Consider the following 19,049-nt stretch of genomic DNA (forward strand, 5'->3'; position numbering starts at 1 on the left):
GAACGTACGGACCGCTACTGCCGGGCCCCTCGCCACCCGGAGACGGGGAGCGCGAACTTCGCCACCAGCCGGTCCGTGAACGAAGCGTGGTGCAGCCGGGCGAGCCGAACCGGCACCGCCCCCCGCCGCACCTCGACCCGGGCCCCCGGGGGCAGCTCGACGGTACGCCGCCCGTCGCACCACAGCACGCCCGGCGGAATGTGCGGCAGCACCTCCACCGCGAGCACGGAGTCGGGCGAGGTCACCAACGGCTTGGCGAACAGCGCGTGCGCACTGATCGGCACCATCAGCAGCGCCTCGACCTCGGGCCACACCACGGGGCCGCCCGCCGAGAACGCGTAGGCGGTCGACCCGGTCGGCGTGGACAGCACGATCCCGTCGCACCCGAACCCGGTGACCGGCCGCCCGTCGATCTCCAGCACGACCTCGAGCAGCTTCTCCGCGCCGGCCTTCTGCACGGCCGCCTCGTTCAGCGCCCAGTCGGTGTGCACGATGTCCCCGTTGCGGTGCACGACGACATCGACGGTCATCCGCTCCTCGACCTCGTACGCCTTCGTCACCACCCGGTCGACGACCTTGTCGAGGTCGTCGCGTTCGGCCTCGGCGAGGAAGCCGACGCTGCCGAGGTTGACGCCGAGCATCGGCACCCCGGACGCCCGGGCGAACTCCGCGCCGCGCAGCAGCGTGCCGTCACCGCCGAGGACGATGAGCAGCTCACACCCCTCCAGGCACTGCGGGGTGGCCTCGGAGACCAGCTCCACCTCCTCCGGAAGGGGGAGATCGGCGGCCTCGTACTCCAGGACGCGCACCCCGATGCCCTCACGCAGCAAACCCTTGACTACCAGCTCGGCGCTGCGGATGGCCGCGGGCCGCCCGGTGTGGGCGAGCAGGAAAACAGTACGAGCTCGGTTCTGAGTCAACGCGGCCCCTCCGCAACTGCACGGTCAACGTCGGCCGGGTCGAGGGCAGGCGCCCCGGCCCTGAGCCACAGAAAGTACTCGACATTGCCCGAAGGCCCGGGCAGCGGGCTGGCGGTGACACCGTTCACCCCGAGCCCCAGGTCCCACGCCTTCCCGGCCACGCCCCGCACCGCTTCCGCCCGCAGCTGCGGACTGCGTACGACACCCCCGCTGCCGAGCCGTTCCTTCCCCACCTCGAACTGCGGCTTGACCATCATCACCAGGTCCGCGTCCGGCCCGGTGCACCGGGCCAGGGCGGGCAGCACCAGCCCCAGCGGGATGAAGGACAAGTCCCCCACGACAAGATCCACAGGCTCCCCATCGATCGCTTCGAGCGTCAACTCGCGTACGTTCGTACGGTCCTTGACGGTGACGCGTTCATCGCTGCGAAGAGACCACGCGAGTTGTCCGTATCCGACGTCGACGGCGACCACGTGCGCGGCCCCCGCCCGCAGCAGCACATCGGTGAATCCGCCGGTCGACGCGCCGGCGTCCAGCGCCCGGCGCCCCTCCACCACGAGCCCGCGCGGCACGAACGCGGCCAGCGCGCCGGCGAGCTTGTGGCCGCCCCGGGACACGTAGTCGGGGTCGTCGCCGTCGACGGAGACGACGATCGCGGCCGCCGTCTCGACCTGGGTGGCGGACTTGGTCGCGACGGTCCTGCCGACGGTGACCCGCCCGGCGGCGATCAGCTGGCCGGCATGCTCACGCGAGCGCGCGAGCTTGCGGCGGACCAGCTCCGCGTCCAGACGGCGTCGTGCGACTCCTGCCACGTTCGGTTCAGCTCCTGTGTTGAGGTGACGGTCGAGCGGGGTGACCCGGAGGTCCCGGGCGCGCGTCGAGCGCGGTGAGCGCGTCACGCAGCCCCCGGTGTACATCCTCGTACACCTCGACGTGTCCGTCGGTGGCGAGGTGGTCGGCGTCGGCCAGCCGGTCCAGCAGGGCGTCCACCTCCACGTTGCCGGTGGGGGCCCGCGGGACGCCCAGCGGAGCGGGAGCCGCGGGGTCCTGCTCCCGGTCCCGCTGCCGCTCCTGCTCCTGCTCCTGCTCCTCGGGCACGGTCCCCGGGGCGGTCCGCTTCCCCGGCTCCGGCGCTGTGTCGCTCATGCGAAGACGCTACCTCGAACGCCTGGGGTACGGTCGATCGCGATGGCCACGATCGAGGAGTGCCACGCCGCACTCGAGAAGCTCTCCGACAGCATGCGCGGCGCCGAAGGGGACGTCCGGACGGCCGCCGCCCTGGACCGTTCGGTGAGCTGCCGGATCACCGACCTGGACGTGACGTTCGTCGGCCGGATGACGGACGGCCGGATCGTCGTGCAGGACACACTTCAGGGGCCTCCTGTGGAGAAGGCCGAGATCAGGCTGACCATGACCGGCGACGATCTCGTCGCACTCGTCGCCGGCGAGCTGAACTTCGCGAAGGCGTGGGCCTCGGGGCGGGTGAAGCTGGAGGCGGGCCTGCGCGACCTGTTCCAGCTCAGGAAACTTCTGTAGCGACCGCCTGCTCGACCCGCACCCGTGCCTTCCGGGCCGCCGGAACCACCAGCGGGGTCCCCGTCTCCGGGTCGTCGATGACCTGGCAGCGCAGCCCGAAGACCTCCTCCACCAGCCCGGCCGTGACGATGTCGTTCGGCGCGCCCTGCGCGATGACCTCGCCGCCCTTCAGCGCGATCAGGTGGGTGGCGTACCGGGCCGCGTGGTTGAGATCGTGCAGCACGGCGACGAGCGTGCGCCCCTGCTCCTCGTGCAGCTCCGCGCACAGGTCCAGGACGTCGATCTGGTGCTGGATGTCGAGATAGGTCGTCGGCTCGTCCAGCAGCAGCAGCGGTGTCTGCTGGGCGAGGGCCATCGCGATCCACACGCGCTGGCGCTGACCGCCGGACAGCTCGTCGACAAAGCGGTCGGCGAGTTCGGCGACCCCGGTCTGCGCCATGGACTCCCGTACGACCCGCTCGTCCTCGGCCGACCACTGGCGCAGGATGCCCTGGTGCGGGTAGCGGCCGCGGCCCACGAGGTCGGCGACGGTGATTCCGTCGGGCGCGATCGACGACTGCGGCAGCAGCCCCAGCGTCCGCGCGACCTTCTTGGCGGGCATGGACTGGATGACCTGCCCGTCGAGCAGCACCCGGCCCCGACTCGGCTTCAGCATCCGCGACAGCGCGCGCAGCAGCGTCGACTTGCCGCAGGCGTTCGGGCCGACGATCACCGTGAAGGAGTTGTCAGGTATCTCCACCGACAGCTGTTCGGCGATGACCCGCTGGTCATAGGCGAGGGTGACGTTCTCGGCGGACAGGCGGTTCACGGTGCTCCTTCGGTTGTTCCGGTCGGCCGAGCGGCCGGTGTCGCCGTCTGCGCCGGTCATATCCGGCCCGCTTTGCGCTCGGTGACGAGAAGCCACAGCAGGTAGACCCCGCCCAGCACGGCGGTGACCACCCCCACGGGCAGCTGTCCGTCGCCGAAGAGCCGCTGCGAGGCCCAGTCGGCGGTGACCAGCAGGGCGGCGCCCATGCACAGGGACGGCACGAGGTTGGGCCCGGGCGAGCGGGTCAGGCGCCGGGCGAGCTGCGGCGCGGTCAGCGCCACGAAGCTGACGGGCCCCGCGGCGGCGGTGGCGGCCGCGGTGAGCAGCACGGCGGAGACCATCAGCACCAGACGGACGCGCTCCACACGCACCCCCAGCGCGTGGGAGACGTCGTCGCCCATCTCCATCATCCGCAGCCCGCGCGCGTTGGCGAGCACCAGCGGCACGAGCACACAGACCAGCGCGAGCAGCGGCCAGACCTGCTTCCAGTCACGGCCGTCGAGGGTGCCGGTCATCCACACGACCGCTCGGGCCGCGTCGACGAAGTCGGCCTTGGTCATCAGATAACCGTTGACCGCCGTCGCGATCGCCGAGATGCCGATGCCGACGAGCACCAGCCGATACCCGTGGACGCCCCGCTTCCACGCCAGCACGTAGATGAGGGCCCCGGTCACCAGGCCGCCCACCAGCGCGCCGAGGGTCACCTGGGCGGCGCTCCCGGAGTACAGCACGATCATCACGAGCGCGCCGGCCGTCGCGCCCTGTCCGAGCCCCAGCACGTCCGGGCTGCCCAGCGGGTTGCGCGACACGGCCTGGAAGAGCGCGCCGCCGATCCCCAGCGAGGCCCCGACGAGCAGGCCCACGAGGACCCGCGGCAGCCGCAGCTCGTTGACGATGAACTCCTGGCCGGCGTCGCCCTCGCCGAGCAGTGTCTTCACGACGTCCCGGGCCGGGATCGGGAAGTCGCCGGTGCCGATCAGCACCACGCTCGCGGCGAGCGCGGCCACCACCAGCGCGGCGACGACGATCAGCGCCCGCGGCTCCAGCCGGACGGAGAACCCGCCCGGGGTGCGCAGCGCCCGAGGGCGGCCGTGGGGGATCTTCTGCGCGGTCTTCACAGCTGGGCCGTCCTCCGCCGTCGTACGAGAAAGATGAAGACCGGGCCGCCGATGATCGCGGTGATGACGCCGACCTGGACCTCCGAAGGCCGGGCGACGACGCGGCCGACGACATCGGAACCCAGCAGCAGCACCGGCGACAGAACGGCCGCGTAGGGCATGATCCAGCGCAGGTCGGGGCCGGTGAACGAGCGGACGATGTGCGGGACCATCAGCCCGACGAACACGATGGGCCCGCAGGCCGCGGTCGCGGCACCGCTCAGTACGGTCGCGGCGAGCATCGACAGCGCCCGGGTGCGGTTCAGGTCGGCGCCGAGCGCCTTGGCGGTGTCGTCGCCCATGGCCACGGCGTTCAGCGGCCGGGCCAGGACGAAAGCGAGGAGGGTGCCGACGACCAGGAAGGGCAGCACCTGCCGGATGGTCTCGTCGGTCGCCGTGGACAGCGAACCGACCGTCCAGAACCGCATTCTGGCGAGCGCCGCGTCATCCATGATCATCACGGCCTGCAGATAGCCGTAGAGCGCGGCACTGATCGCCGTGCCGGCGAGCGCGAGCCGCACCGGCGTGGCTCCCCGGCTCCCGCCGAGGAACCAGACCAGCGCGCCGACGGCGGCCGCCCCGAAGAAGGCGAACCACACATAGCCGGTCAGGCTCGTGACACCGAAGTAGGTGATGGCGGTGACGACGGCGGCCGAGGCGCCCGCGTTGATACCGAGCAGCCCGGGGTCGGCGAGCGGATTGCGCGTCAGCGCCTGGAGCACGGCGCCGGACAGCCCGAGCGCGGCCCCGACGAGCAGCCCCAGCACGGTCCGCGACAAGCGCTCGGCGACCACGACGTCCGCGTAGGTCCCCGAGTCCTCGAACAACCCGTGCAGGACCTGAGCGACGGACAGCTCCTTGGCGCCGACGGCGATGCTCGCCGCCGCCACCAGCAGCAGTACCGCCACGGCGGCGAGCAGCCCGACGGCACGTATCGCGCGGCGTTTTGGAGGCGCGGGGGCGATCTCCGCGCGCTGTTCGGGAACACTGTCGACCAACACGCAGTTAGGTTAGCCTACCCTGCGAACAAGCTTCGATCCTTGGTCATGTCCCCTGCCGGCGTTCACCACATCACCGCTCCGCGGTCTCACCGCCCGCCGCTCCCCGGGCCCGTCGGTTCACCACCCCAACCGCGCCAGCGCCTTCCCGCCGTCCAGCTCGCACGTCCCCTCACCGGCCGCCGTCCAGGCCGCCGCGCACAACGCCCGCAGCCCGTCCAGGGCTTCGCCCTCCCCGGCCAGCTCCAGGCTTCCGGCGCCCGCGCTCGCCGTCCAGCCACCGCACCGGAAGCCACCACCGTCCACGACGACCTCGGGCTGGCCGGTGAGCATCCCCCGCAGATCGCCGTCGACATACGTCGGCCGGTGCTGCGGCGGCGCGGCCAGCAACTGCGCCCCGTCGGTGACGCCCGTGAGGACGAGCAGCGAGTCGACCTCGCCGTTGAACGCCCCCTCGATGTCGGTGTCCAGCCGGTCCCCGACGACCAACGGCCGCTCGGCGCCGGTCCGCAGGATCGTCTCCCGGTGCATGGGAGGCAACGGCTTGCCCGCGACCTGCGGTTCGGCACCGGTCGCGATCCGCACGACCTCCACCGCCGCGCCGTTGCCCGGCGCGATGCCCCGCCCGCTCGGAATCGTCAGGTCCGTGTTGGACGCGAACCACGGCACCCCGCGCGCGACGGCGTACGAGGCCTCCGCGAACCGCCCCCACGGCAGGTCGGGCCCGCCGAATCCCTGCACGACGGCCGCCGGTTCGTCGTCCGCCGACTCCACCGGCTCGAGCCCGCGCTCGCGCAGCGCGACCCGCAGCCCCTCCCCGCCGATCACCAGCACCCGCGCCCCCGCCGGAACCTGCTCACTGATCAGCCGCGCGACCGCCTGCGCCGAGGTGATGACCTCGTCGGCGCCCGTCGGTATCCCCAGCTCCGTCAGATGCCCGGCCACCGCGTCCGGCGTCCGCAGCGCGTTGTTGGTGACGTACGCGAGACGCATCCCGCCCGCACGCGCGGTGGCCAGCGACTCGACGGCGTACGCGATCGCGTCACCCCCCGCGTACACCACCCCGTCCAGGTCGAGCAGCGCCGTGTCGTACGCCTCGCTCAGGGCCTGCCCACTGCCCTCGGGCCTCGTCCTGACGCTCCGGCTCATTCCACATCGCTCCTCGTTCGCTCCGCTTTCCCCCGATCATCCCGCATGCCACCGACAGACGTACGATGCCGGGATGAACTCAGCAGGTCACTCGGAAGCAACGGCGCCCCGAGGCCTGGAACTCACCCCGTTCCGAGGCCTGCGCTACGACCCCGACCGGGTCGGCAGTCTCGCCGCCGTCACCTCGCCGCCCTACGACGTCGTGGTCCGCCCCGACGGCCTGCACCACCTCCAGGACGCGGACCCGTACAACATCGTCCGCCTGATCCTGCCCCAGGCCACCACTCCCGCCGCCCGCAACGAACAGGCCGCCGCCACCCTGCGCGGCTGGCTGTCCGAGGGCGTGCTGACCGCCGACCCCGAGCCCGCCCTGTACGTCTACGAGCAGCGGCACGCGGACGGCATGCTCCAGCGCGGCCTGATCGGCACCCTGCGCGTCTCGGAGCCGTCGGAGGGAATCGTCCTGCCCCACGAGGACGTCATGCCGCACATCGTGGAGGACCGCGCCGCCCTGATGCGGGCCACCCACGCGAACCTCGAACCCCTCCTCCTCACCTATCGCGGCAACGGCACCGCGGCCGAGATCGTGGACAGCGCGGCAGAGCGCCCCCCGCTCCTGTCCACCACCACCGAGGACGGCTACAGCCACCGCCTCTGGGCGATCACCGACCCCGCCGAGACGGCCCGCGTCCGCACGGACCTCGCCCGCCACCAGGCCCTGATCGCCGACGGTCATCATCGCTGGGCGACCTACCTGCGGCTGCGCGCGGAGCACCCCTCCCCCAGCCCGTGGGAGCACGGCCTGGTCCTCCTGGTCGACACCGCCCGCTATCCCCTGCGCGTCCGCGCCATCCACCGCCTGCTGCACGGCTTCCCGGTCGCCGACGCCCTCGCCGCGCTCGACGGCCGGTTCCGCGTCCGGCGCCTGGACGTCCCCCTCGCGGAGGCCCTCGACGCCCTCTCGAACGCCGCCTGCGCCGGCAACGGCTTCCTCCTCGCCGGCGACGGCGCCTTCCACCTCGTCGACCGACCGGACCCGGCGCTTCTCGACCGCACGATCCCCGCCGACTTCCCCGAGGCCTGGCGCACCCTGGACGCGACCGTCCTGCACGCCACGCTCCTCGACCACATCTGGCACATCCCCGAGGACGACCCCGCCCGCATCGCCTACATCCACGACACCGCCGCGACGGTGCGCAAGGCGGAACGCGACGGCGGAACGGCGGTCCTCCTGCACCCCGTCCGCGAGGAGGTCGTGCGCGATCTCGCCCGGCAGGGCGTCACGATGCCCCGCAAGTCGACGTCGTTCGGCCCGAAGCCGGCATCGGGCCTGGTCCTGCGCGCCCTCGACCTCTGAACCCCCGCCCGCCCGGACGCACGAAGGGGCGGGACCCGGTTCGACACCGGGTCCCGCCCCTCGCCGCTGTCACCGGCGCACGTCAGTCCTCGTCACGGTCGACCACACCGCGCTCGGCCGAGTCCTCGACCGCTTCCGTTTCCGTCGCGTTCTCGACGACGGCCCCGCCGGACTCGCTCTCGCCTTCGCTCTCGCCCTCGATGTCGTTCTCGTTCTCGTCCAGGGCGTCGACGAAGTCCACCCCGTCCAGCTCGGCGAGCCGGTCGGAGGCGTCCGTGCTGCCGTCCCGGTCGGCCTCGATGGCCTTCGCGAACCACTCCCGTGCCTCGCCCTCACGACCGGCGGCGAGCAGCGCGTCGGCGTACGCGTACCTCAGCCGCGCGGTCCACGGCTGGACGGAGCCGGCAGCGAGCTCGGGGCTCTGCAGCGTCACGATGGCCGCGTCCAGTTGCCCCATGTCGCGCCGGGCACCCGCCGCGACGAGCCGCATCTCCACCTGGCCGGCCTTGTCGAGCTTGTTGACCTCGGGGGCGCCGGCCATGTCGAGCGCCTTCTCCGGCCTCCCGAGCCCACGCTCGCAGTCGGCCATGACGGGCCACAGCTCGACACCGCCGGTCATCCGCCGCGCGGCCCGGAACTCGGCGAGCGCCTCGCTGTACCGCTGGGTGGCGTACGCGGCGAACCCGCCCGCCTCCCGCACGGCGGCGACACGCGAGGCGAGCCGCAGAGCGATCTTGGAGTACGCGTAGGCGCCCTCGGGGTCCTCGTCGATCAGCCGGGCGACCATCACCAGGTTCTTGGCGACGTCCTCGGCGAGCGTCTTGGGCAGGCTCTGGAGCTCCTGCCGTACGTCCTTGTCGATCTCGTCACCGGTGACGTCCTCCGGGATCGGCAGCCGCTTGATCGGCTCCCGGTCACGGTCCCGCTCATCGCGGAAACGAGGCCCGCCACCACGTCGGTCGTCCCGACGGTCGTCACGCCCGTCACGGCCGCGGAACCCACCGGACCCACCAGGCCGTCCACCACGGTCGTCCCGACGGGGGCCACGGGCGCCCCGGTCGTCCCGGGGACCACCGAAGCCACCGCGCTCACCCCGGCTGTCATCACGCCGGCCGAAACCACCACGGTCGTCCCCCCGACGGTCATCGCGGCGATCATCCCGCCGGAAGGGGGGACGCTCGCCCCGGTCGTCACGGCGGTCATCGCGACGGTCGTCACGGCGGAACGGGGGACGCTCACCGCGGTCGTCACGCCGATCGTCACGGCGATCATCACGACGGAACGGGGGACGCTCGCCCCGGTCGTCACGGCGGTCGTCACGGCGATCATCACGACGGAACGCGGGACGCTCGCCCCGGTCGTCACGCCGGTCATCGCGACGGTCATCGCGACGGAACGCGGGACGCTCACCGCGGTCGTCACGCCGGTCATCACGGCGGTCATCGCGACGGAACGCGGGACGCTCACCGCGATCGTCACGGCGGAAGGGAGGACGCTCGCCCCGGTCGTCACGGCGCGGCCCACGGTCGCCCCGGTCGTCGCGCTGGAACGCCGGACGAGAACCGCGGTCACCCTCACGACGATCGTCACGGCGGCCGAAGCCACCACGGTCCCCACCGGACCCACTGCGGTTGTCATCACGCCGGTCGTCTCGACGAACAAACCCTCCACCCCGGTTGTCGTCCCGCCGGAAGGGGGGACGCTCACCGCGGTCGTCACGCCGGTCATCACGGCGGAACGCGGGACGCTCACCGCGGTCGTCACGCCGGTCATCACGGCGGTCGTCACGGCGGAACGCGGGACGCTCGCCCCGGTCGTCACGGCGGAAGGGAGGACGCTCGCCCCGGTCGTCACGGCGCGGCCCACGGTCGCCCCGGTCGTCGCGCTGGAACGCCGGACGAGAACCGCGGTCACCCTCACGACGGTCATCACGGCGGCCGAAGCCACCACGGTCCCCACCGGACCCACCGGACCCACCGGACCCACCGCGGTTGTCATCACGACGGAAGCCACCACGGTTGTCATCACGCCGGTCATCACGCCGGTCGTCACGGGGACCACGGAAACCACCGCGATCAGCACGGTCATCACGGCCCCGGTCGTCGCGACGGTCATCGCGCCGGCCGGACCCACCGCGGTTGTCATCACGCCGGAAGCCGCCACGGTCCCCGCGGTTACCGTCACGATTGTCACGGTCCCCACTACTGTCCCGTCGCCGCTGGTCGCGCTCCGGTCGATCGTCGGGAGAGTTGGTGGACATCGGTGACTCCTGTCTTCGGTACCGCAAACATTCTCGCGCACCCGGGTACCCGGCGCGCTCCAGAAAAACAAAAAGGACCCCTGGTCCCAGCTGAACGCTGGGACCAGGGGTCCTTCCAAAGATTGTTCGGCGGTGTCCTACTCTCCCACAGGGTCCCCCCTGCAGTACCATCGGCGCTGTAAGGCTTAGCTTCCGGGTTCGAAATGTAACCGGGCGTTTCCCTTACGCTATGACCACCGAAACCCTAATGGTTTCGAGCGAACAAGCACACTTTTTACTTGTTTTCAGCTCTAGCCGGCAACAGTCGTTGCCTCAGAACTAACACAGTGGACGCGAGCAACTGAGGACAAGCCCTCGGCCTATTAGTACCAGTCAGCTTCACCCATTACTGGGCTTCCACATCCGGCCTATCAACCCAGTCGTCTACTGGGAGCCTTAACCCCTCAAGGGGGTGGGAATACTCATCTCGAAGCAGGCTTCCCGCTTAGATGCTTTCAGCGGTTATCCCTCCCGAACGTAGCCAACCAGCCATGCCCTTGGCAGGACAACTGGCACACCAGAGGTTCGTCCGTCCCGGTCCTCTCGTACTAGGGACAGCCCTTCTCAATATTCCTGCGCGCGCAGCGGATAGGGACCGAACTGTCTCACGACGTTCTAAACCCAGCTCGCGTACCGCTTTAATGGGCGAACAGCCCAACCCTTGGGACCGACTCCAGCCCCAGGATGCGACGAGCCGACATCGAGGTGCCAAACCATCCCGTCGATATGGACTCTTGGGGAAGATCAGCCTGTTATCCCCGGGGTACCTTTTATCCGTTGAGCGACGGCGCTTCCACAAGCCACCGCCGGATCACTAGTCCCGACTTTCGTCCCTGCTCGACCCGTCGGTCTCACAGTCAAGCTCCCTTGTGCACTTACACTCAACACCTGATTGCCAACCAGGCTGAGGGAACCTTTGGGCGCCTCCGTTACTCTTTAGGAGGCAACCGCCCCAGTTAAACTACCCATCAGACACTGTCCCTGATCCGGATCACGGACCCAGGTTAGACATCCAGCACGACCAGAGTGGTATTTCAACGGCGACTCACCGTGAACTGGCGTCCACGTTTCAAAGTCTCCCACCTATCCTACACAAGCCGAACCGAACACCAATATCAAACTGTAGTAAAGGTCCCGGGGTCTTTCCGTCCTGCTGCGCGAAACGAGCATCTTTACTCGTAGTGCAATTTCACCGGGCCTATGGTTGAGACAGTCGAGAAGTCGTTACGCCATTCGTGCAGGTCGGAACTTACCCGACAAGGAATTTCGCTACCTTAGGATGGTTATAGTTACCACCGCCGTTTACTGGCGCTTAAGTTCTCAGCTTCGCCACCCCGAAGAGTGACTAACCGGTCCCCTTAACGTTCCAGCACCGGGCAGGCGTCAGTCCGTATACATCGCCTTACGGCTTCGCACGGACCTGTGTTTTTAGTAAACAGTCGCTTCTCGCTGGTCTCTGCGGCCACCCCCAGCTCGAGGAGCAAGTCCTCTCACCAGTGATGGCCCCCCTTCTCCCGAAGTTACGGGGGCATTTTGCCGAGTTCCTTAACCATAGTTCACCCGAACGCCTCGGTATTCTCTACCTGACCACCTGAGTCGGTTTAGGGTACGGGCCGCCATGAAACTCGCTAGAGGCTTTTCTCGACAGCATAGGATCATCCACTTCGCCACAATCGGCTCGGCATCAGGTCTCAGACTATGTGAACGGCGGATTTGCCTACCGTTCGTCCTACACCCTTACCCCGGGACAACCACCGCCCGGGATGGACTACCTTCCTGCGTCACCCCATCACTCACCTACTGCAAGTCTGGTCCGTCGGCTCCACCACTTTCCATTCCCCGAAGGGTCCGGAACGGCTTCACGGACTTAGCATCGCCTGGTTCAATGTTTGACGCTTCACAGCGGGTACCGGAATATCAACCGGTTATCCATCGACTACGCCTGTCGGCCTCGCCTTAGGTCCCGACTTACCCTGGGCAGATCAGCTTGACCCAGGAACCCTTAGTCAATCGGCGCACACGTTTCTCACGTGTGTATCGCTACTCATGCCTGCATTCTCACTCGTGAACCGTCCACAACTACCTTCCGGTGCTGCTTCACCCGGCACACGACGCTCCCCTACCCATCACAGCGGGCGTTGGCCCTATTGCTGCAATGACACGACTTCGGCGGTACGCTTGAGCCCCGCTACATTGTCGGCGCGGAATCACTAGACCAGTGAGCTATTACGCACTCTTTCAAGGGTGGCTGCTTCTAAGCCAACCTCCTGGTTGTCTGTGCGACTCCACATCCTTTCCCACTTAGCGTACGCTTAGGGGCCTTAGTCGATGCTCTGGGCTGTTTCCCTCTCGACCATGGAGCTTATCCCCCACAGTCTCACTGCCGCGCTCTCACTTACCGGCATTCGGAGTTTGGCTAAGGTCAGTAACCCGGTAGGGCCCATCGCCTATCCAGTGCTCTACCTCCGGCAAGAAACACACGACGCTGCACCTAAATGCATTTCGGGGAGAACCAGCTATCACGGAGTTTGATTGGCCTTTCACCCCTAACCACAGGTCATCCCCCAGGTTTTCAACCCTGGTGGGTTCGGTCCTCCACGAAGTCTTACCTCCGCTTCAACCTGCCCATGGCTAGATCACTCCGCTTCGGGTCTTGAGCGTGCTACTGAAACGCCCTATTCGGACTCGCTTTCGCTACGGCTGCCCCACTCGGGTTAACCTCGCAACACACCGCAAACTCGCAGGCTCATTCTTCAAAAGGCACGCAGTCACGACGCACCGAGTAAACTCGATGCGCGACGCTCCCACGGCTTGTAGGCACACGGTTTCAGGTACTATTTCACTCCGCTCCCGCGGTACTTTTCACCATTCCCTCACGGTACTATCCGCTATCGGTCACCAGGGAATATTTAGGCTTAGCGGGTGGTCCCGCCAGATTCACACGGGATTTCTCGGGCCCCGTGCTACTTGGGTGTCTCTCAAACGAGCCGTTGATGTTTCGACTACGGGGGTCTTACCCTCTACGCCGGACCTTTCGCATGTCCTTCGCCTACATCAACGGTTTCTGACTCGTCTCACAGCCGGCAGACTGTGAAAGAGAGATCCCACAACCCCGTACACGCAACCCCTGCCGGGTCTCACACGTATACGGTTTGGCCTCATCCGGTTTCGCTCGCCACTACTCCCGGAATCACGGTTGTTTTCTCTTCCTGCGGGTACTGAGATGTTTCACTTCCCCGCGTTCCCTCCACATACCCTATGTGTTCAGGTATGGGTGACAGCCCATGACGACTGCCGGGTTTCCCCATTCGGAAACCCCCGGATCAAAGCCTGGTTGACGGCTCCCCGGGGACTATCGTGGCCTCCCACGTCCTTCATCGGTTCCTGGTGCCAAGGCATCCACCGTGCGCCCTTAAAAACTTGGCCACAGATGCTCGCGTCCACTGTGCAGTTCTCAAACAACGACCAGCCACCCATCACCCCCAACCTGAGCTGGAGTTCACTGGGGCCGGCATCAGAAGGACGAGCAACGCTCGCACCCTCAGATACCCAACAGCGTGCCCGGCACCCCAGCCACTCGTGATCAGCTTTCCACGCTCCGAAGAGCAGTACTTGCAGCCCGAGATGACTGAGAATGCCGAATAATCAACGTTCCACCCATGAGCAACCAGCACCGGACGTACGCCGATGTACTGGCCTCTGACCGAGCGAACTCGGTAAGAAGTGCTCCTTAGAAAGGAGGTGATCCAGCCGCACCTTCCGGTACGGCTACCTTGTTACGACTTCGTCCCAATCGCCAGTCCCACCTTCGACAGCTCCCTCCCACAAGGGGTTGGGCCACCGGCTTCGGGTGTTACCGACTTTCGTGACGTGACGGGCGGTGTGTACAAGGCCCGGGAACGTATTCACCGCAGCAATGCTGATCTGCGATTACTAGCAACTCCGACTTCATGGGGTCGAGTTGCAGACCCCAATCCGAACTGAGACCGGCTTTTTGAGATTCGCTCCACCTCACGGTTTCGCAGCTCTTTGTACCGGCCATTGTAGCACGTGTGCAGCCCAAGACATAAGGGGCATGATGACTTGACGTCGTCCCCACCTTCCTCCGAGTTGACCCCGGCAGTCTCCTGTGAGTCCCCATCACCCCGAAGGGCATGCTGGCAACACAGAACAAGGGTTGCGCTCGTTGCGGGACTTAACCCAACATCTCACGACACGAGCTGACGACAGCCATGCACCACCTGTACACCGACCACAGGGGGGGCACTATCTCTAATGCTTTCCGGTGTATGTCAAGCCTTGGTAAGGTTCTTCGCGTTGCGTCGAATTAAGCCACATGCTCCGCTGCTTGTGCGGGCCCCCGTCAATTCCTTTGAGTTTTAGCCTTGCGGCCGTACTCCCCAGGCGGGGAACTTAATGCGTTAGCTGCGGCACCGACGACGTGGAATGTCGCCAACACCTAGTTCCCACCGTTTACGGCGTGGACTACCAGGGTATCTAATCCTGTTCGCTCCCCACGCTTTCGCTCCTCAGCGTCAGTAATGGCCCAGAGATCCGCCTTCGCCACCGGTGTTCCTCCTGATATCTGCGCATTTCACCGCTACACCAGGAATTCCGATCTCCCCTACCACACTCTAGTCTGCCCGTATCGAATGCAGACCCGGGGTTAAGCCCCGGGCTTTCACATCCGACGTGACAGACCGCCTACGAGCTCTTTACGCCCAATAATTCCGGACAACGCTTGCGCCCTACGTATTACCGCGGCTGCTGGCACGTAGTTAGCCGGCGCTTCTTCTGCAGGTACCGTCACTTTCGCTTCTTCCCTGCTGAAAGAGGTTTACAACCCGAAGGCCGTCATCCCTCACGCGGCGTCGCTGCATCAGGCTTTCGCCCATTGTGCAATATTCCCCACTGCTGCCTCCCGTAGGAGTCTGGGCCGTGTCTCAGTCCCAGTGTGGCCGGTCGCCCTCTCAGGCCGGCTACCCGTCGTCGCCTTGGTGAGCCATTACCTCACCAACAAGCTGATAGGCCGCGGGCTCATCCTTCACCGCCGGAGCTTTTAACCTCCACCCATGCGAGTGGAAGTGTTATCCGGTATTAGACCCCGTTTCCAGGGCTTGTCCCAGAGTGAAGGGCAGATTGCCCACGTGTTACTCACCCGTTCGCCACTAATCCCCACCGAAGTGGTTCATCGTTCGACTTGCATGTGTTAAGCACGCCGCCAGCGTTCGTCCTGAGCCAGGATCAAACTCTCCGTGAATGTTTACCGGTAATCCGGTCGACACCACGAGAGCGGAACAGCCAGGCGGAATAAGCCCGGCCGTTCACAGCGTCCTCGCTGTGTTTTGTTTCAAAGGAACCTCATCCTCGGCTATCACTGCCGGGGACGGGGTATCAACATATCTGGCGTTGATTTTTGGCACGCTGTTGAGTTCTCAAGGAACGGACGCTTCCTTTGTACTCACCCGAGAGACTCTCTCAGGCTTTCCTCCGGGCGCTTCCCTTCGGTCTTGCGTTTCCGACTCTATCAGATCCTTTTCCTGATCCGATTCCCTGTCGGCGGGATTGTCGTGGGCTTTGGGCTTTCGCCTGTCGTCCTTTCGACATTCACTACGTTAGCCGATTCCCTCCGCAACTCATAATCGAGTTCCGCGCGGTTTGAATTAGACATGCGGGCATGCCTGATTCACTCCCGCTGAGGGGCGTTGTAGTGAGTGGGTTGGCCGCTTCGGACTGCCGGCGAATGCCGTACCCGGTTCAAGCGGCTCGGGCTACGTTACGCGCCGGCGGACAGCGAGTCAACTTCGGCGGCGCCTGGGGACATGGGCCCGGTAGGGGCTCACCGTCGGGTCGTCGGCGACCCAGTAGCGCCAGGGGTGGACCGCTCCGTCGCCGGAGACTCCGGTGCGCGGGCCGTTGCGTACCTGGTCGGAGGGGACCGGGGTGCCGGACAGGACCCTCAGGGGGGTGTCGCCCGTCGCGCAGGCGTCGGTGCCGTCGAGGGCTCGGTCCACGCCCAGTGCGGTGGCCAGTCGGGCGGGGCCTTTGGCCAGTTCCTTGTCACTTCGGGCCGAGAGCCGACGTTTGCGGGCCGACTCGGCGCCCTCGACGATCTCGCCGGCGCGGAGGAGGACGGCGCTCGCCGTACCGTCCGGGCCGCAGACCAGGTTCATGCAGTGCCACATGCCGTAGGTGAAGTAGACGTACACATGTCCGGGCGGACCGAACATCACGCCGTTGCGGGCCGTGGGGCCGCGATAGGCGTGGGAGCCTGGGTCGTTGGGACCGTCGTAGGCCTCGACCTCCGTGATGCGCAGGGTGATCGGACCGTCGGGGGTCGTGCGGACGAGGAGACGGCCGAGCAGATCCTGGGCCACCTCCAGGACAGGGCGGTCGAAGAAGGTCCTGGGGAGGGGCGTACGGTCGGAGGTCGCGATCATGCCCTCCGAGCGTAGTGCAGACCCGTGGGTGCGTCGGGGTGGTCAGCGGGCATCCGTCTTGCCAGGGTGTGGGGCACGGAACCGGCCGCGCCGGGATCGCGTATGTAGGGGTCGAGGGATCCCGTAAGAAGATGGTGTAGAGGGAGAGACATGGCGTTCAAGAAGCTGCTCGCGAGTCTGGGGGCCGGTGGGGCTTCGGTCGAGACGGTGCTGACCGAGGTCAACGTCGTTCCGGGCGGTGTCGTGCAGGGCGAGGTGCGGATCCAGGGCGGGTCCGTCAACCAGCGGATCGAGGGGCTCTCCGTCGGGCTTCAGGCCAAGGTCGAGGTCGAGAGCGGCGACCAGGAGTACAAGCAGGACATCGAGTTCACGAAGCTGCGGCTCGGGGGTGCCTTCGAGCTCCAGGCCGGTGCCGTGCACGCGGTGCCCTTCGGGCTCGAGATCCCGTGGGAGACGCCGGTCACGACGATCGACGGCCAGACGCTGCGCGGCATGAACATCGGGGTCACCACCGAGCTGGAGATCGCCCGCGCCGTGGACTCCGGCGACCTGGACCCGATCAACGTGCACCCGCTGCCGGCGCAGAAGGCGATCCTGGACGCCTTCCTCCAGCTGGGCTTCCGGTTCAAGAACGCGGACCTGGAGCGCGGGCACATCCGCGGTACGCGGCAGAAGCTGCCGTTCTACCAGGAGATCGAGTTCTTCCCGCCGTCGCAGTACCGGGGTCTGAACCAGGTCGAGCTGAGCTTCGTGGCCGACGAGCACACGATGGACGTCGTGCTCGAGATGGACAAGAAGCCGGGGCTGTTCAGCGAGGGCAGCGACACCTTCCGCTCCTTCCAGGTGGGGCTGCACGACTACCAGGCAACCGACTGGGCGGCGTACCTCAACCAGTGGCTGTCCGAGGTAGGCAGCAAGCGCAACTGGTTCTGAGACACCGGGAGGGCCCGGAGTGCCGTACGGCGTTCCGGGCCCTCCGTGCGTCTCGCGCGGGACGCGGAGGTCGTAGGCTCCGAAGGGAGTGCCTTGCCGATCGATCAGGAGGTGTGTCGAAGTGACCGAGCCGAAGAGGCGGCCACTGCCCCACGATTTCCATCCGCCGGTTCCGTCGTTCACGGTCACGAGCGAGGATGTTCGGGAGGGGGCGACGCTCAAGGACGCCCAGGTCCAGGCGGCCGGGAACACCTCGCCCCAGCTGCGCTGGGAGGGCTTCCCGTCCGAGACCAAGAGTTTCGCCGTGACCTGCTACGACCCCGACGCTCCGACGGGCAGCGGGTTCTGGCACTGGGTCCTGTTCGACATCCCGGCCTCGGTGACCGAGCTGCCTGCGGGTGCGGGCGGCGGCAAGTTCGAGGGGCTGCCCGAGGGCGCCGTGCACGCGCGCAACGACTACGGCGGCAAGGAGTTCGGCGGAGCCGCTCCGCCGCCGGGGGACGGGCCGCACCGGTATGTCTTCACGGTGTACGCGGTGGATCAGGAGAAGCTCGGTGCGGATGCCGACGCCTCGCCCGCCGTCGTGGGGTTCAATCTGCGGTTCCACGCGATCGCCCGCGCTCAGCTGATCGGTGAGTACGAGGTTCCCCCGGTGGGATGAGTCAGCTCATCGTTCATTGAACGTTTGCCCGCCTCTGGTCTTGGAAGTGATCAGAGGCGGGCATTTTTGTTGCCGGGGGTCGCGGGGGTCACCTCCCGTGGAGCAGCAGATATTGCGTTGTCCATCTCGGCGTGCCCGGCCAGAGTTGGTTCCAGCCCGCCAGGGGGTGGGCCGGTGCACACAGGAGGTGGGCTGGTATGCGTGACACGCTGGTACTGAACGCGAGCTTCGAGCCGCTGTCGACGGTGACGTTGAACCGAGCCGTCGTTCTGGTGCTTCAGGACAAGGCCGTCGTCGAGCAGGCCCACCCCGAACTGCGGATGCGAGGGGCCGAGGTCGACATCCCGGCGCCTCGGGTGATCAGGCTGTGCAGGTATGTACGGGTGCCGTTCCGAAGACAAGCTCCGTGGTCGAGGCGCGGTGTGCTGATAAGGGACCGGCACCGGTGCGCGTACTGCGGTCGCCGGGCGACGACCGTGGACCACGTGGTGCCGCGGGCGCAGGGGGGACAGGACGGGTGGCTGAACACCGTCGCCTCGTGCGCGGAGGACAATCACCGCAAAGCGAACCGTACCCCGGAGCAGGCGGACATGCCGTTGCTGCGGCAGCCGTTCGAGCCGACGCCGGCGGACGCGATGCTGCTGGCACTGGGGCAGGACGACCTGGCCGCGCTGCCGGAGTGGCTGAACGTGGACGCGGCTTAGCGCCCGTGGGCGGAGCACGTATGCGGAGGTGACCGGGGCCCGCCTTCGCTCGGAAGGCGGGCCCCGGTCGTGTCTGCGCGTCGTGTC

14 protein-coding genes, 3 rRNA genes and 1 pseudogene are annotated in these 19,049 nt (G+C 67.2%); 5 read left to right on the forward strand and 13 right to left on the reverse strand.

Going from position 1 to position 19,049, the window contains the following annotated elements:
• Window positions 1-14 precede the first annotated feature (14 nt).
• The 3 genes from QF030_RS11230 to QF030_RS11240 are packed head-to-tail and all read right to left on the reverse strand — an operon-like array spanning window position 15 to window position 2,066.
• A complete protein-coding gene (locus tag QF030_RS11230; protein WP_307162510.1) occupies window positions 15-920 on the reverse strand; it encodes an NAD kinase in 906 nt (301 codons plus the stop codon).
• Window positions 917-1,732 carry a TlyA family RNA methyltransferase gene (locus QF030_RS11235; protein ID WP_307162511.1) on the reverse strand — a complete coding sequence of 272 codons (816 nt, stop codon included), beginning with the start codon at window positions 1,730-1,732 and terminating at the stop codon, window positions 917-919. The genes QF030_RS11230 and QF030_RS11235 overlap by 4 nt, the downstream gene beginning before the upstream one ends.
• A 7-nt stretch (window positions 1,733-1,739) precedes the next feature.
• Window positions 1,740-2,066, reverse strand: coding sequence for a hypothetical protein (locus QF030_RS11240; RefSeq protein WP_307162512.1), 327 nt, complete (start codon window positions 2,064-2,066; stop codon window positions 1,740-1,742).
• Window positions 2,067-2,108: 42 nt separating this feature from the next.
• On the opposite strand from QF030_RS11240, the gene QF030_RS11245 reads away from it, so the two are divergent.
• A complete protein-coding gene (locus QF030_RS11245) occupies window positions 2,109-2,456 on the forward strand; it encodes an alkyl sulfatase C-terminal domain-containing protein (RefSeq protein WP_307162513.1) in 348 nt (115 codons plus the stop codon).
• Here QF030_RS11245 and QF030_RS11250 read toward each other — a convergent pair.
• The 4 genes from QF030_RS11250 to QF030_RS11265 all read right to left on the reverse strand — a co-directional run bounded on the left by QF030_RS11250 (window position 2,440) and on the right by QF030_RS11265 (window position 6,568).
• Window positions 2,440-3,324, reverse strand: a complete 885-nt coding sequence (locus tag QF030_RS11250; protein ID WP_307162514.1) for an ABC transporter ATP-binding protein — start codon at window positions 3,322-3,324, stop codon at window positions 2,440-2,442. The genes QF030_RS11245 and QF030_RS11250 overlap by 17 nt on opposite strands.
• Window positions 3,321-4,382 (reverse strand): FecCD family ABC transporter permease, encoded by a 1,062-nt coding sequence (locus tag QF030_RS11255; RefSeq protein WP_307162515.1) that lies wholly within the window; start codon window positions 4,380-4,382, stop codon window positions 3,321-3,323. The genes QF030_RS11250 and QF030_RS11255 overlap by 4 nt, the downstream gene beginning before the upstream one ends.
• A complete protein-coding gene (locus tag QF030_RS11260; RefSeq protein WP_307162516.1) occupies window positions 4,379-5,422 on the reverse strand; it encodes a FecCD family ABC transporter permease in 1,044 nt (347 codons plus the stop codon). The genes QF030_RS11255 and QF030_RS11260 overlap by 4 nt, the downstream gene beginning before the upstream one ends.
• Window positions 5,423-5,539: 117 nt before the next feature.
• The gene (locus QF030_RS11265; RefSeq protein ID WP_307162517.1) at window positions 5,540-6,568 is read right to left on the reverse strand and encodes an HAD hydrolase-like protein; all 1,029 of its coding nucleotides are present in this window, start codon (window positions 6,566-6,568) and stop codon (window positions 5,540-5,542) included.
• A 73-nt stretch (window positions 6,569-6,641) separates the two neighbouring features.
• Here QF030_RS11265 and QF030_RS11270 point away from each other — a divergent pair, with 73 nt between their 5' ends.
• Window positions 6,642-7,925: a DUF1015 domain-containing protein gene (locus QF030_RS11270; RefSeq protein ID WP_307162518.1), complete on the forward strand. Its 1,284-nt coding sequence runs from the start codon at window positions 6,642-6,644 to the stop codon at window positions 7,923-7,925.
• 82 nt (window positions 7,926-8,007) lie between these two features.
• Here the strand turns inward: QF030_RS11270 and QF030_RS11275 are convergent, their stop codons facing one another.
• The 6 genes and pseudogenes from QF030_RS11275 to QF030_RS11295 form a co-directional block, all read right to left on the reverse strand.
• On the reverse strand, window positions 8,008-8,820 hold the full coding sequence (locus QF030_RS11275; RefSeq protein ID WP_307167539.1) for a tetratricopeptide repeat protein: 813 nt from the start codon (window positions 8,818-8,820) through the stop codon (window positions 8,008-8,010).
• A 48-nt stretch (window positions 8,821-8,868) separates the two neighbouring features.
• A pseudogene (locus QF030_RS40765) lies at window positions 8,869-9,765 on the reverse strand (hypothetical protein); the annotation flags it as partial.
• A 544-nt stretch (window positions 9,766-10,309) separates the two neighbouring features.
• A 5S ribosomal RNA gene (gene rrf, locus QF030_RS11280) occupies window positions 10,310-10,426 on the reverse strand.
• A gap of 101 nt (window positions 10,427-10,527) precedes the next feature.
• A 23S ribosomal RNA gene (locus QF030_RS11285) occupies window positions 10,528-13,650 on the reverse strand.
• A gap of 308 nt (window positions 13,651-13,958) precedes the next feature.
• A 16S ribosomal RNA gene (locus QF030_RS11290) occupies window positions 13,959-15,484 on the reverse strand.
• The 16S, 23S and 5S rRNA genes sit together here, the layout of an rRNA operon.
• Before the next feature lie 538 nt (window positions 15,485-16,022).
• Window positions 16,023-16,664: a DNA-3-methyladenine glycosylase gene (locus QF030_RS11295; RefSeq protein ID WP_307162519.1), complete on the reverse strand. Its 642-nt coding sequence runs from the start codon at window positions 16,662-16,664 to the stop codon at window positions 16,023-16,025.
• 150 nt (window positions 16,665-16,814) lie between these two features.
• On the opposite strand from QF030_RS11295, the gene QF030_RS11300 reads away from it, so the two are divergent.
• From QF030_RS11300 to QF030_RS11310, 3 genes are all read left to right on the forward strand, one after another.
• Window positions 16,815-17,597: a sporulation protein gene (locus QF030_RS11300; protein ID WP_307162520.1), complete on the forward strand. Its 783-nt coding sequence runs from the start codon at window positions 16,815-16,817 to the stop codon at window positions 17,595-17,597.
• 121 nt (window positions 17,598-17,718) lie between these two features.
• Entirely contained in the window at window positions 17,719-18,258 is a 540-nt protein-coding gene (locus QF030_RS11305; RefSeq protein ID WP_307162521.1) for a YbhB/YbcL family Raf kinase inhibitor-like protein, read from the forward strand.
• 197 nt (window positions 18,259-18,455) lie between these two features.
• Window positions 18,456-18,962, forward strand: a complete 507-nt coding sequence (locus tag QF030_RS11310) for an HNH endonuclease (protein ID WP_307162522.1) — start codon at window positions 18,456-18,458, stop codon at window positions 18,960-18,962.
• Window positions 18,963-19,049 lie beyond the last annotated feature (87 nt).

It is taken from the genome of Streptomyces rishiriensis, from assembly GCF_030815485.1.
In the GTDB taxonomy this organism is placed as follows: Bacteria; Actinomycetota; Actinomycetes; order Streptomycetales; family Streptomycetaceae; genus Streptomyces; species Streptomyces rishiriensis_A.

Bases quoted from the DNA above. Each gene is read 5' to 3' on its own strand.
- QF030_RS11250 (WP_307162514.1), bottom strand. From the start codon at position 3,324: ATGACCGGCGCAGACGGCGACACCGGCCGCTCGGCCGACCGGAACAAC.
- QF030_RS11265 (WP_307162517.1), bottom strand. From the start codon at position 6,568: ATGAGCCGGAGCGTCAGGACGAGGCCCGAGGGCAGTGGGCAGGCCCTG.
- QF030_RS11240 (WP_307162512.1), bottom strand. From the start codon at position 2,066: ATGAGCGACACAGCGCCGGAGCCGGGGAAGCGGACCGCCCCGGGGACC.
- QF030_RS11245 (WP_307162513.1), top strand. From the start codon at position 2,109: ATGGCCACGATCGAGGAGTGCCACGCCGCACTCGAGAAGCTCTCCGAC.
- QF030_RS11295 (WP_307162519.1), bottom strand. From the start codon at position 16,664: ATGATCGCGACCTCCGACCGTACGCCCCTCCCCAGGACCTTCTTCGAC.
- QF030_RS11300 (WP_307162520.1), top strand. From the start codon at position 16,815: ATGGCGTTCAAGAAGCTGCTCGCGAGTCTGGGGGCCGGTGGGGCTTCG.
- QF030_RS11310 (WP_307162522.1), top strand. From the start codon at position 18,456: ATGCGTGACACGCTGGTACTGAACGCGAGCTTCGAGCCGCTGTCGACG.
- QF030_RS11270 (WP_307162518.1), top strand. From the start codon at position 6,642: ATGAACTCAGCAGGTCACTCGGAAGCAACGGCGCCCCGAGGCCTGGAA.